Raw genomic sequence first — 13,079 nt, forward strand, 5'->3', positions numbered from 1 at the left:
GGGTGGGCCGTGGGGGCGGGGATGGCCGTGCCGTGAGTGAGGGATTCGACCGCCGCCTCGACGCGCCAGCAGGCGGCGGCCAGGCGGGCGTCGTGGGAGGCCACGGGGTCGGCGGCGACGGCGACGAGGCCGCGGATCTCACGGGCGCAGTCGTCGAGGAGCGACAGGACGTGGCGGGCACGGCGTTTGCGGGCCGACATCGGGTGCAGGGGGTGCACGAGCGGGGCGACGGCGAGCCGTACGCGGCCGAGCAGCTGTTCCAGTTCGGCCACCCGGGCGGCCGGGTCGGCGGTCTCGTCGCCGGCGAGACGGGCGGCGGCCTCGGCGGTGGCCGCGTGGACGCAGCGCAGGGCGCGCTGGATCCAGGCGTCGGTGACGGTGTGGGTGGTGACGGGCAGGACGAACAGCACGGCCAGCACGGCGCCGACCGCGCCGACGCCGGTCTCGGCCAGCCGCAGCGCCAGCAGGGCGGGGTCGAGGACGCCCAGGAGGCCGTAGAGGAGCTCGGCGAGCACCGTGACGCTGAGCATCATCCAGGTGTACGACACGGCGGCCGTGTAGAAGATGCCGAAGACGCAGAGGGCGAGGAGCGCGGCCGTGGGGACCGGCGCGCCGTGCAGCGGGACGGCGACGAGCAGGCCGAGGCCGATGCCGATGACCGTGCCGAGGACCCGGCGGAAGCCGCGGACCAGGGTCTCGCCGCGCGAGGTGGTGTTGACGAAGATCCACCAGGTGGCGCCGACGGCCCAGTACCAGCGCTGCCCGGACACCAGCTGGCCCACGACGAGGGCGAAGCCGGCGCCGGCGGTGGCCTGGATCGCCTGGCGTGTGGTCACGCGGGCCAGTCCGGTGCCGCCCGGCGGTGCGGGTACGGGTGCCGGGGGCAGGCGGCGCTCGTAGCACCAGAGGCCGAAGCGGACGGCGGCGGCCGTGAGCAGGGACAGCAGTACGGCGGCGTAGAGCTCGGGCAGCCGGCCCGGGGTCGCGTGCAGGAACTGCGCCACGAAGAAGGTCATGAACGCGAACACGCCGAGGCTGTGCCCGCGTGGCCCCCAGCGGCGGGCGTACACGCCGGCGCCGACGACGGCGAGGAAGGTGAGGTCGCGGGCGACCGGGTGGTCGTGCAGCTCGGCCGCCGCCGCGAGGACGGGGAGGCCGACGAGCGGCAGCAGCGCGGTGGTGACCGCCTGTCCGCGGACGGTGGCGTCGGTGACGGTGAACAGGGCGAGCAGCGCGGCGAGCCCGCCGGTGACGGTACCGACGAGGGAGTGTCCGGCCAGTCCGCAGACGACGACCGCGAGCCCGATGCCGAGGACGGCCCGCACGGCGAAGCGCAGCCGCGCCCGCCCCGGGTCCGGCGCCAGGAACACCCTCTTCAGCACTGTTGTCGCCCCTCCGAACCGGCATGAAAAAGGCGCCGCGGAGGTCCGCAGCGCCATCGACCGCTCCATTGCAGCATCACGGAGGAGACTGGCTCAAGTCACACTCGATACACTGAGCCATTGGCACAGACATATCGGTCCTCTGACGTCCATCAGCGAGCCAACGGACCATCCACGCGGAGAGGCAGTCAGACCATGTCCGTCGACGAGCTCGACACCCGCATCCTGCGGTTGCTGCTGGAACAGCCCCGCACCAGCGTGCGCGAGTACGCCCGCACCCTGGGCGTCGCCCGCGGCACGCTCCAGGCCCGGCTGGACCGACTGGAGCGGGACGGCGTGATCACCGGCACGGGGCCGACGCTGTCCCCCGCGGCCCTGGGCCATCCGGTGCTGGCGTTCGTGCACATCGAGGTCACCCAGGGTCATCTCGACGACGTGGGCGACGAGCTGGCCGCGGTGCCGGAGATCGTCGAGGCCTTCTCGATCACGGGCGGCGGGGACCTGCTGACCCGGGTGGTGGCCCGTGACAACGCCCACCTGGAGGACGTGATCCAGAAGCTGATCAGCCTGCCCGGCGTGGTCCGCACCCGCACCGAGGTGGCTCTGCGCGAGCGCGTGCCGCACCGGCTGCTGCCGCTGGTGGAGTCGATCGGGCGGTCGGCGGCCCGTAAATGACCTTTGACATCCTGGGGCCATGAGCGGTCTCGGGAACACTTCGGTCATCTTCGATCTCGACGGAACCCTCGTGGACAGCGAGCCCAACTACTACGAGGCGGGCCGACAGCTCCTCGCCGAGCACGGGATCCCCGACTTCACCTGGTCGGACCACGAGCGGTACGTCGGCATCAGCACCCTGGAGACGGTCACGCTCTGGAAGCGGGAGTACGGCCTTCGGGCCTCCGTCGACGAACTGCTCGCCGCCAAGAACCGCCGCTATCTGGACCTCGCCCGCACCGCCACCCGCGTCTTTCCCGAGATGCGCAAGTTCGTGGAGCTGCTGGCGACCGAGGGCGTCGCGATGGCCGTGGCCTCCGGTTCGTCCCTGGAGGCCATCACGGCGATCCTGTCCGGCACGGGCCTGGACGCCCATCTGCGTACCGTCGTCTCGGCCGACGAGGTCGAGCGCGGCAAGCCCGCTCCCGACGTCTTCCTGGAGGCGGCCCGCCGCCTGGGCGTCGCCCCCGGCGACTGCGTGGTCCTGGAGGACGCGGCACCGGGCGCCGCCGCGGCGCACGCGGCCGGCATGCGGTGCGTCGCGATCCCGTACGTGACCGGCCAGGCGGACGCGCCGGAGTTCGCGACGGCGGGGCTGCTGGTGCGAGGCGGGCAGGCGGAGTTCACGGCGCGGGCCGTGTACGACTGGCTGCGCGGGGCGAAGTAGCGCCCTGCCCGGACGAATTCCCTCCGGACCCGTTGACCCCCACCCGTCCCCTCCTTATCGTCTGGTCGATCATCCGTACGCCGTTCGATATTTCGGATATTTCGATCCGACCCCCACGCGGAGGAGCACCATGGCACCGCCCCTCTCCAGACGATCCCTTCTCCAGGCCGCAGCCCTCGCCGCGGCCACTCCCGCGATCGGTTACCCGGCGACCGGCCGGGCCTCGGCCGCAGTTCAGGAGGCACAGGCCGTGACCGCCGTCCCCGCCGGCTGGAGCGTCCAGCCCTTCGCCCTGGATGACGTGGCCCTCAGGCCCGGTCTCTTCGCCGACAAGCGACAGTTGATGCTCGACCACGCCCGCGGCTACGACGTCGACCGGCTGCTCCAGGTCTTCCGCGCCAACGCCGGGCTCTCCACCGGCGGCGCGGTGGCACCCGGTGGCTGGGAGGGACTGGACGGAGAGGCGAACGGAAACCTGCGCGGGCACTACACCGGGCACTTCCTGACCATGCTGTCCCAGGCCTACGCCGGCACCGGCGAGCAGGTCTTCGTCGACAGGATCCGCACCATGGTCGGCGCGCTGACCGAGGTACGGGCGGCGCTGCGCGAGGACCCGGCCGTGCTGAGCGTCGGCGGGAGGTTCGGGACCGCCGCCGAGAACGTCCGTGGGTCGTACCAGTACGTCGACCTGCCCGCCGCCGTCCTCGGGGGCGCCTCCGCGATCACCCTGTCCGCCTGGGTGAAGCCCACCCACGCCGGCAACTGGGCGCGGGTCTTCGACTTCGGGAACGACAACACCCGGTACATGTACCTGGCCGCCCGCAACGCCTCCGGCATCCCGCGCTTCGCCGTCACGACCAACGGCCCGGGCGGCGAGCAGGGCATCGACGGCACCGCCGCGCTGCCCCTGGACCAGTGGAGCCACCTCGCGGTCACGATCGCGGACGGCACCGGCACGCTCTACGTCAACGGCACCGCCGTGGGCCGCAACACGGCGATGACCCTCACCCCGGCCGCCCTCGGCACCCTCGCCCACAACTGGCTCGGCCGCTCCAACTTCGACACCGACCCCGTCTTCGCGGGCGCCTACGACGAGTTCAACGTCTGGTCGCGCGCCCTGACCGCCGCCGAGGTCAGCGACCTCCAGAGCCGCCGGGCCGCCGACGCCTCCGCCGGACGCGGCGACCTCGCGTCGTACGCCTTCGACGAGACCTCGGGCGGCACCTTCGCCGACGCCTCCGGCCGCGGTCTGACCGCGACCCTGCTCCGCACCTGGGGCGGGCCCAGCCACCCCGGGTTCCTCGCGGCATACCCGGAGACGCAGTTCATCGACCTGGAGTCGAGGACCACCAGCGACTACACCAAGGTCTGGGCGCCGTACTACACCGCGCACAAGATCCTGCGAGGGGTGCTGGACGCCTATCTCACCACGGAGGACGCCCGGGCCCTCGATCTCGCGTCCGGGATGTGCGACTGGATGTACGCGCGGCTGTCGAAGCTGCCGGAAGCGACCCTGCAGCGGATGTGGGGGCTGTTCTCCAGCGGCGAGTTCGGCGGCATCGTGGAGGCGATCTGCGATCTGCACGCGATCACCGGCAAGGCCGAACACCTCGCGCTGGCCAGGCTGTTCGACCTCGACCGGCTCATCGACAACGCCGCCGCGAACACCGACATCCTCGACGGCCTGCACGCCAACCAGCACATACCGATCTTCACCGGGTACCTGCGGCTGTACGACGCCACCGGTGAGCAGCGCTATCTCGACGCCGCCCGCAACTTCTGGGGCATGGTCGTGCCGCACCGCATGTACGGCATCGGCGGGACCAGCACCGGCGAGTTCTGGAAGGCGCGGGACGTGATCGCCGGCACCATCAGCGACACGACCGCCGAGACGTGCTGTGCGTACAACATGCTGAAGCTGAGCCGGACGCTGTTCTTCCACGAGCAGCGGCCGAAGTACATGGACTACTACGAGCGGGCCCTCTACAACCAGGTCCTCGGCTCCAAGCAGGACAAGGCGGACGCCGAGAAGCCGCTGGTCACGTACTTCATCGGGCTCACGCCTGGCCATGTGCGCGACTACACGCCCAAGCAGGGCACGACCTGCTGCGAGGGCACCGGCATGGAGAGCGCCACCAAGTACCAGGACTCGGTGTACTTCAAGGCCGCCGACGGCGGCGCGCTGTACGTCAACCTGTACAGCCCGTCCCAACTGACCTGGGCCGAGAAGGGAGTGACGGTCACTCAGACGACCGCCTTCCCGCGCGAGCAGGGCACCACGCTCACCGTCGGCGGCGGCAGCGCGGCCTTCGCCCTGCGGCTGCGGGTGCCGGCGTGGGCGACCGCCGGGTTCCGGGTGACGGTCAACGGCAGAGCGGTGAGCGGGACTCCGACCCCGGGCAGCTACTTCACCGTGTCACGGACGTGGCGCGGTGGGGACACCGTGCGGATCTCCATGCCGTTCCGGCTGCGCGTGGAGAAGGCGCTCGACGATCCCTCGCTGCAGACCCTGTTCTACGGCCCGGTCAACCTCGTCGGCCGCAACTCCGCCACCAGCCATCTCCAGCTGGGCCTGTACCGCAACGCCGGCCTCTCCGGCGACCTGCTGCCCTCACTCACCCCAGTGAGCGGAAAGCCGCTGCACCACACCCTCGCCGGTACCGAGTTCGCCCCGTTCTTCGAGGGCACCGAGGACCCGACCCACGTCTACTTCAAGCGCTCCGAACCCCGAGTGATCTTCGGCAACTCCGACTCGGGCGTCGCCAACCCCGCGAAGTCCGACGGCACCACGCTGCTGGACGAGATCTGGGCCGGGGCGCCCTTCAGCAGCAAGGGCGCGCTGGTCACGCGGGTGCGGTCCACCGTGAACGCGTGGGTGGCCGCAGGGCGGCTGAGCCGGGCCGACGGCCAGACGGTCGTCCGTACGGCGGAGCACGCGACGTACGCCCGCTGAGGCAGCCGTCACCTACGAGCGACGGCGGGGCTTGCCTCGCTTGACGCCCTTGGAGCTCTTCGTTCCCTTCGTGCCCTTGGTCCCGCCCGAGCCACCGGAGCCGCCACGGTGGCTCCGGCCACCGGCTCCGGCTTGCTTGCCCGAGCCGCGGCCGCCTTCGGGCTGCTTGCGCCCGGGCTGCTGCCGGGCGGCCGGGGCCTGGGACGTCGTACGGCCCCGGGTGCTGTTCGGCGTGCGGCCGCGGACCACGCCGATGAAGTCCTCGACCAGGTCGGTGGTCGCCTCCTCCGGCCAGGACAGGGCGATGCTCGACTGGGGGGCGTCCAGCAGCGTCCGGTAGGTGAGGTCCTTGCGGTGGTGGAGACGGGCCAGCGACTGGGGTACGACGAGCAGGCCGACGTTGGCCGCGACGAGCTCGACGGCGTCCGCGGTGGTGGCGGGGCGCTCGAAGGCCGGCTGCCCCGGCGGCCGCTCCCAGCCGAGGACGTCGTCGAGGGGGTGGAAGACGACCTCGTCGGCGAGGTCCTCGGCGCTCACCTCGTCGACCGCGGCGATGACGTGGTCCTTGGGGACGACGACGACCGTGGCCTCGGTGTAGAGGGGGATCGCGCTGAAGACCGTACGGTCGACCGGCAGCCGTACCAGACCGGCGTCGGCGGCGCCGTCGCGGAGCACGTCCGGGGCCTCGGCGGCGGTCACCGAGTGCAGGGTGAGGGGGACGTCCGGGAAGCGCTCGTTCCAGACCCGCACCCACTTCGAGGGGGTCACTCCCGGGACGTACGCGAGTCTGAACGAGGGGGGTGCTTCCGAGCCTGTCACCTGGCCAGGTTACCGGCCGTGGTCGGCGGCGGTTCACTCAGTCGATACCCTGGGGAGCATGACGTCGCACCAAAACACCCAGAGCATGAAGCCCGCGACCGCGGCGAAGAAGCTGGGTGTGTACCTCGAAGCCACCCCCGCCGAGTTCCGGGAGGGCGTGGTCACGCGCGCGGAGCTGAACGCGCTCCAGGCCGACCCGCCGCAGTGGCTGCGCGACCTGCGACGCGACGGCCCGCACCCCCGTCCGGTCGTCGCCCAGAAGCTGGGCGTCTCCATCGCCGGGCTGGCCCGTGGCGGTGTCACGGAAGCCCTCACCACCGAGCAGATCGAGGCCCTGAAGCAGGAGCAGCCCGAGTGGCTGCAGAAGGAGCGCGCCACCCAGGCCGAGGTCCGCAAGGAGACGGCCCGCCTCAGGCAGCGCGACGCGGACCGCGCGGCAGAGGGCTCCTGACCTTCCTGTCGCCGCCGCGGGCGGGGCGCGGAAATCCGCATGCGCCCGATCGCCCCGCTCTGGGACCATCCCGGAATGGTCCACCGTCTCGAACCCCTGGTCATCCGGCACACCCACCGCCTCCCCTCCCCCACGGGACCCGCCGGCGAAGGCGCCGTCGCGGCGCGGCAGTTCGACGCCGCGCTGATGTCCGTGGGCTTCAAGCTCTCCGCGGAGCTGCTGGCGCGGCTGTCGGGGCTGTCCGAGGGCACGGTGGTCGACACCGCCGTACGGACGCTGGACACCGTGCGCGAGATGGTCGGCGACCATGTGCGGCACAACGTGTACTTCGTCGACTTCCCGGCCAATGTGCCGGACACGTACGACTTCTGGATGCGGTGCATAGCCGACGCCCTCGGCGACGAGGCGGCGCGCCCCCACGTCCTCGAGCAGCTGAGCGAGGGTGTCGTCGATCTGCTCACCCTGCCGTCGTACGGCCGCTACCAGCACACGTACGCCGAGATGCTCGGCCACCACGAGGAGCTGATCGCCGCGGCGGGTGACCGTGTCACGGTCCTGCACCTCGGCGCCGATGCGGAGACCGAGGTCACCGCCCTGTACCTGGCGTTGGCGGGCAGCAGCACGCCGCTCGGCACGGAGGCGCTGGCCGAGCTCGGTGCGCTCGCCGCGATGTGCGTGGACGGGCCGCAGCCCGAGGTGATCCCGGTGCGGGAGAACCGTGCCGTGATCAACTGGTCCCGGCTGCGGGCCGGTGCGACGCTGCTGCTGGACACGGTGACCGATGTGCTGCGGCTGGCCTGCGCCGTGTCGGGCGGTGACGTGACGCTGGTGCAGCCGACGCGGCTGCGGGGGCTGTCCCGGCCGGTGCGCCGGGCTCTGCTGGCGGGGCTCGACGCGGTGGTCGCGGCGGCGCCGGCCAAGCTCGCGGACGTCCACGCCCACCGCGAGGACTTCAAGCGGCTCGGCGAGCGGCTGCACCCGCACGAGTACCCGCAGTGGCCGCACGCCGCCGACGTGTTCGCGGTCGCCCGCGGTGAGAAGCGGGTGCGGTCCCTCGACAGCCAGGTGGAGGAGCTGCTCGGCATGCACGACGTCACCGGCGCCGTGAAGCTCCTGAGGTCCGCGCCCGGAAAGCTGTTCCGCTCCCTGGACCGGCTGCTGCGGATGGCCCTCGACCAGGAGGAGCGGGACGCGGTCGCGACCGCCGCCGAGGAGGTCGTGGCGGAGGTCTCAGGCCGGGTCCTGCTGTCCGTTCGCGAACACCTCGCCAACCGCGCGCAGGACACCGGCGAGACCCGTGTGTTCGTGAACCGTCTCGGCCGTGCCTGGGTCACCGAGGACGAGCGTCCGCCCGTACTGCCGCCCGAGCGCGAGCGTCTGGTCGCGGTCGTGGACGCGGAGCTGCGGCGCCGGCTGCCGGCGCCGGGCCATCTGCTGGTCGACCCGGACGTGCTGGATGTCGCGCTGCCGCTGAGCGGACGTGCGGCACCGGCCGGGCTCGGTGTGCTGCCGCGTGGCTCGGTGTCGCCGGTGGAGGGCGAGCTGCTGCGCTTCTTCGTGTACTGGAAGCAGGCCGCCCGCCGCACCGACTTCGACCTGTCGGCGCTGATGCTGAACGCCGACTACTCGACGCGCTGCTGGCTGGCGTACACCAACCTCAAGGACCTGGAGGGCGAGCACTCCGGTGACATCACCGAAGCGCCCGACGGAGCCTCGGAGTTCATCGACCTGCGCCTGGGCGCCGTGCGCGGCGAGTTCATCGTCCCGCAGGTCAACATCTTCTCCGGGGAGGGCTTCGAGGAGGCCGAAGAGTCGTTCTTCGGGTTCATGCTGCGGGAGGCGGAGCAGCGGGGCCGGCCGTTCGAGCCGCGCACGGTGCGCATGAAGTCCGGGCTGCGCGGGCCTGGCCGGGTCGCGCTGCCGCTGGCGTTCCGGCGCGGTCCGGACGGCCGGTGGCAGGCCAAGTGGCTGCACCTGTACCTGCGGGGGACTCCGGCGGCCAACCGCGTCGAGGCCAACCAGGTGTCGGTGGCGACGCTGCTGCGCGGGATCGTGGAGCGGGAGCAGTTGACCGTGCGCTATCTGACGGGCCTGATGGACGCCACCACGACGACCGTGTGGGACGGCGAGACGGTCCCGGAAGGTCCCGTCACCTACATCGGCCTTCAGCGGCCCGACGGGCTGCACCCCGAGTCGCGGATCGTCGTACCCGAAAATCTGCGCGACCTGATCCCCGCGTGACTGTTAGAGTCGGCTGTGGCGAGGCCATGAAGGGGACTTCCTTCTCAAATCCTTCTTGAAATAGTCCTCTCGCTCTCCTCGCCACCCACTCTTCTCGTCGGCTCAGCTGTCGTAGTCGACCGTCAGCGTCTCGGAGACCGGGTACGACTGGCAGGTCAGCACATAGCCCGCGTCGACCTCGGCCGGTTCCAGGGCGAAGTTGCGGCGCATGTCCGCCTTGCCGTCGGTGACCAGGGCACGGCAGGTGCCGCAGACGCCGCCCTTGCAGGCGAACGGCAGGTCGGGGCGGGTCCGCTGGGCGCCGTCGAGGATGGTCCGCTCCCTCGGCAGGGCGGCGGAGGTGGAGCGGCCGTCGAGGGTGACGGTGACCTGGCTGACGGGTCCCTGCGGGCCGGCCTCCTCGTGACGCACCTCCCTCACGGGCTCGTCGTCGGCGAAGAACAGCTCCTGGTGCACCCGCTCCACCGGAACGCCGAGCCCCTCCAGCACGCCCTGCGCGTCCCGGACCATGCCGTGCGGACCGCACAGCCACCAGTGGTCGGCGGTCGACACGTCGACCAGCGCCTCGATGAGCGTCGCGAGCCGGTCGGCGTCGATCCGGCCGGAGAGCACCTCGGCCTCGCGCGGCTCGCGGGAGAGCACGTGAGCGAGCTGGAACCGGGTCGGGTAGAGGTCCTTCAGGTCCGCGAGCTCGTCGGCGAACATCACGGTGTCGGTGCGGCGGTTGCCGTAGAAGAGCGTGACGGTCGAGCGGGGGTCGGCGGCCAGGACGGACTCGGCGATGGACATCATGGGCGTGATGCCCGAGCCGGCCGCGATCAGCACATGGTGGCCGGCGGTGGTGAGGTCGGGGGTGAAGGCGCCGGTGGGGGCCATCACCTCGACGGTGTCGCCGGGGCGTACCTCGTCGACGAGCCACGACGAGAACAGGCCTCCCGGCACGACCCGTACGCCGATGCGCGGACCGGAACCCACCGGCGAGCAGATCGAGTACGACCGGCGCTCGTCCCGTCCGTCGATCTCGCGCCGCAGCGTCAGCGATTGGCCGGGCTCGAACGCGAACTCCTCCGCGAGTTCGGCCGGGATGTCGAAGCCGACGGCGACCGCGTCCGCGCACAGGGGCTCGACGGCGGCGACGCGCAGGCGGTGGAAGGCCGGACGGCGGCGGGCGCGCGGGCGCACCGGCGCGGCCGTCTGTACTTCCCTCAGGCCTTCCATTCAGATCTCCTTGACGTACTCGAACGGCTCGCGGCAGGCGCGGCAGCGCCACAGGGACTTGCAGGACGTGGCGGCGAAGCGGGAGGTCTCCTCGGTGTTCGCCGAGCCGCAGCGCGGGCAGGTGACCGTGTGCCGGGTGGGGGACAGGACGAGCGGGACGGGGCCGCCGTGCGGTGCGGCGGGGCCGGGCGGGGCGATGCCGTGCTCGGTGAGCTTGCGGCGGCCCGCCGGGGTGATCCAGTCGCTGGTCCACGGCGGGTCGAGGACCGTGCGGATCTCCACGCGCGCGTACCCGGCGGCACGCAGGCGGGCCGCGACGTCCGCACGCATCTCGGCCATCGCGGGGCAGCCCGAGTAGGTCGGCGTCAGGCTCGCGACCACCGTGCCGTCCTCGGTCAGTTCGACGTCCCGGAGTACGCCGAGGTCGGCCAGGGTGAGCATGGGCAGCTCGGGGTCCGGCACCTGCTCGGCGATGTGCCGGGCGCGCCGGGCGTCGAGGAGGGTGGTCACCATGTCGCCTCCGGGTGGGCCCGGGCCACGCCCTGCAACTCGGCGAGCAGCGGGGCGAGATGCTCGGTGTGCTCGCCGTCGCGGCCGGATCCGGGCAGCGGCCGGTACACCGGCATGGGCAGTCCGGCGGCCCGGGTGACCTGGCGCAGGACGGCGACGACCTCGTCGCGTACGTCGAAGGCGGTGAACAACTCGCCCAGGTAGGGCGCCACTTGCTCCAGGGCCTTGCGGGTCCGGCGGTGGGACTCCTCCGTGCCGTCGCCGAGGCGTACCGTCCACTCCGCCGCGTACTGCCGGTGGTAGGCCAGCTCCTTGACGCCCTTCGAGGCGATGGCCGCCAGCACGGGGTCCGGGTGGGACGCCAGTCGCTCGAAGTGGGCGAGGCGCCAGCTGGAGAGGAGCAGGAGCCGCACGATCGAGAACGCGAAGTCGCCGCACGGCACTTCGGCCAGACGTACGTTGCGGAAGTCGCCGGCGTCGCGGAAGTAGGCGTAGGCGTCCTCGTCGCGGCCGGTGCCGTCGGCCTGTCCTGCGCGGGAGTAGAGCAGGCGGGCCTGGCCGAGGAGGTCGAGGCCGATGTTGGCCAGCGCGACCTCCTCCTCCAACTCGGGGGCGCGGGTGATCCACTCGGCGAGGCGCTGGGCCGAGACCAGGGCGTCGTCGGCCAACGCGACGCAGACGGCGGCCAGTTCACCGGCGTCGACGCCCTCGGGCACGGTGGTGTCCACGCCGTGCAGCGGGTCCTCGAAGCCGGTGCCGTAGGCCCAGCGGGCGTCGTCCTCGTGTCCCTCGGCGAGGGTCATGTAGACGTGGTCGTCACTCATGCCCTCTCCTTCAGATGTGCGGGACGTCGTCGGGGATGTCGTAGAACGTCGGGTGGCGGTAGACCTTGTCGGCGCTGGGCGCGAAGAACGGGTCCTTCTCGTCGCGGGTGGAGGCGGCGATGTGTTCGGAGCGCACGACCCAGATGCTGACGCCTTCGTTGCGGCGCGTGTACAGGTCGCGGGCGTGGGTGAGCGCCATCCGGTCGTCGGCGGCGTGCAGCGAGCCGACGTGGACGTGGTTGAGTCCGCGCTTGCCGCGCACGAACACCTCGTACAGCGGCCAGTCGGCCTTGGTGGTCCCGTGGTCGCTCATGCCACCGCTCCCTTCTCCGCGCGGGCGGCCTGCTTGGCCGCGTGGGCGGTGGCCGCCTCCCGCACCCAGGCGCCCTCTTCGTGGGCGCTTCTGCGCCGCTGCATCCGCTGGGCGTTGCACGGTCCGTCGCCCTTGATGACCCGCATCAGCTCGGCCCAGTCGGGGGTGCCGAAGTCGTGGTGACCGCGCTCGGCGTTCCAGCGCAGCTCCGGGTCGGGCAGGGTGACACCGAGCTTCTCGGCCTGCGGGACGGTCATGTCGACGAAACGCTGCCGCAGTTCGTCGTTGCTGTGCCGCTTGATCTTCCAGGCCATCGACTGCGCGGAGTTGGGTGAGGAGTCGTCGGGCGGGCCGAACATCATCAGCGACGGCCACCACCAGCGGTTCACCGCGTCCTGCACCATCTCGCGCTGGGCCTCGGTGCCGCGCATCATCGTCATCAGCAGCTCGTAGCCCTGCCTCTGATGGAAGGACTCCTCCTTGCAGATCCGCACCATCGCGCGCGCGTACGGCCCGTAGGAGCTGCGGCACAGCGGTACCTGGTTGCAGATCGCCGCGCCGTCCACGAACCAGCCGATCACACCGACGTCGGCGAAGCTCACGGTCGGGTAGTTGAAGATCGACGAGTACTTCTGGCGGCCCTCGATCAGCCGGTCCGTGAGCTCCGCGCGGTCGGTGCCCAGGGTCTCCGCCGCCGAGTACAGGTAGAGCCCGTGCCCGGCCTCGTCCTGGACCTTCGCGAAGAGGATCGCCTTGCGCCGCAGGGAGGGCGCCCTGGTGATCCACTCCCCCTCGGGCTGCATGCCGATGATCTCCGAGTGGGCGTGCTGCGCGATCTGACGGATCAGCGTCTTGCGGTAGCCGTCCGGCATCCAGTCCCGCGGCTCGATCCGCTGGTCGCGCGCGATCGTCGCGTCGAAGTGCTCCTGCAGCTGCTCCGTCATCGATACCAGCTTCCGACTTCCGGCTTCCCAACCGACCATTCGT

At 71.7% G+C, this 13,079-nt stretch carries 12 protein-coding genes; 5 read left to right on the forward strand and 7 right to left on the reverse strand.

The window, feature by feature from the left end; all coding sequences use genetic code 11:
• Window positions 1-1,382: FUSC family protein (locus L0P92_RS21320; protein WP_234764400.1), on the reverse strand; the 1,382-nt coding region annotated here is incomplete at its 3' end.
• 195 nt (window positions 1,383-1,577) lie between these two features.
• Between L0P92_RS21320 and L0P92_RS21325 the strand changes: the two genes are divergently transcribed.
• The 3 genes from L0P92_RS21325 (at window position 1,578) to L0P92_RS21335 (ending at window position 5,716) form a co-directional block, all read left to right on the forward strand.
• Window positions 1,578-2,057: an Lrp/AsnC family transcriptional regulator gene (locus L0P92_RS21325; RefSeq protein ID WP_234764401.1), complete on the forward strand. Its 480-nt coding sequence runs from the start codon at window positions 1,578-1,580 to the stop codon at window positions 2,055-2,057.
• 19 nt (window positions 2,058-2,076) lie between these two features.
• Window positions 2,077-2,763, forward strand: a complete 687-nt coding sequence (locus L0P92_RS21330; protein ID WP_234764402.1) for an HAD family hydrolase — start codon at window positions 2,077-2,079, stop codon at window positions 2,761-2,763.
• 130 nt (window positions 2,764-2,893) lie between these two features.
• Window positions 2,894-5,716 (forward strand): beta-L-arabinofuranosidase domain-containing protein, encoded by a 2,823-nt coding sequence (locus L0P92_RS21335; protein WP_234764403.1) that lies wholly within the window; start codon window positions 2,894-2,896, stop codon window positions 5,714-5,716.
• Between the two features lie 12 nt (window positions 5,717-5,728).
• Here the strand turns inward: L0P92_RS21335 and L0P92_RS21340 are convergent, their stop codons facing one another.
• On the reverse strand, window positions 5,729-6,535 hold the full coding sequence (locus tag L0P92_RS21340) for a LysR family substrate-binding domain-containing protein (protein ID WP_234764404.1): 807 nt from the start codon (window positions 6,533-6,535) through the stop codon (window positions 5,729-5,731).
• 58 nt (window positions 6,536-6,593) lie between these two features.
• Here L0P92_RS21340 and L0P92_RS21345 point away from each other — a divergent pair, with 58 nt between their 5' ends.
• Complete coding sequence (locus tag L0P92_RS21345; protein WP_234764405.1) at window positions 6,594-6,986, forward strand: DUF5997 family protein; 393 nt, start codon at window positions 6,594-6,596, stop codon at window positions 6,984-6,986.
• 75 nt (window positions 6,987-7,061) lie between these two features.
• Window positions 7,062-9,227 (forward strand): TerD family protein, encoded by a 2,166-nt coding sequence (locus L0P92_RS21350; RefSeq protein ID WP_234764423.1) that lies wholly within the window; start codon window positions 7,062-7,064, stop codon window positions 9,225-9,227.
• Between the two features lie 102 nt (window positions 9,228-9,329).
• Here the strand turns inward: L0P92_RS21350 and paaE are convergent, their stop codons facing one another.
• Genes paaE through paaA form a run of 5 tightly spaced genes read right to left on the reverse strand, consistent with a single transcriptional unit; the run spans window position 9,330 to window position 13,075 of the window.
• Window positions 9,330-10,445: a 1,2-phenylacetyl-CoA epoxidase subunit PaaE gene (paaE, locus tag L0P92_RS21355; RefSeq protein WP_234764406.1), complete on the reverse strand. Its 1,116-nt coding sequence runs from the start codon at window positions 10,443-10,445 to the stop codon at window positions 9,330-9,332.
• A complete protein-coding gene (paaD, locus tag L0P92_RS21360) occupies window positions 10,446-10,958 on the reverse strand; it encodes a 1,2-phenylacetyl-CoA epoxidase subunit PaaD (RefSeq protein WP_234764407.1) in 513 nt (170 codons plus the stop codon). It lies immediately after the preceding gene.
• Window positions 10,952-11,779, reverse strand: a complete 828-nt coding sequence (gene paaC, locus L0P92_RS21365; protein WP_234764408.1) for a 1,2-phenylacetyl-CoA epoxidase subunit PaaC — start codon at window positions 11,777-11,779, stop codon at window positions 10,952-10,954. Before paaC ends, paaD begins: the two co-directional genes overlap by 7 nt.
• 10 nt (window positions 11,780-11,789) lie before the next feature.
• Window positions 11,790-12,092 carry a 1,2-phenylacetyl-CoA epoxidase subunit PaaB gene (paaB, locus tag L0P92_RS21370; RefSeq protein WP_234764409.1) on the reverse strand — a complete coding sequence of 101 codons (303 nt, stop codon included), beginning with the start codon at window positions 12,090-12,092 and terminating at the stop codon, window positions 11,790-11,792.
• Window positions 12,089-13,075, reverse strand: a complete 987-nt coding sequence (gene paaA, locus L0P92_RS21375) for a 1,2-phenylacetyl-CoA epoxidase subunit PaaA (protein ID WP_372497293.1) — start codon at window positions 13,073-13,075, stop codon at window positions 12,089-12,091. Before paaA ends, paaB begins: the two co-directional genes overlap by 4 nt.
• Window positions 13,076-13,079 lie beyond the last annotated feature (4 nt).

It is taken from the genome of Streptomyces muensis (assembly GCF_021474425.1).
In the GTDB taxonomy this organism is placed as follows: Bacteria; Actinomycetota; Actinomycetes; order Streptomycetales; family Streptomycetaceae; genus Streptomyces; species Streptomyces muensis.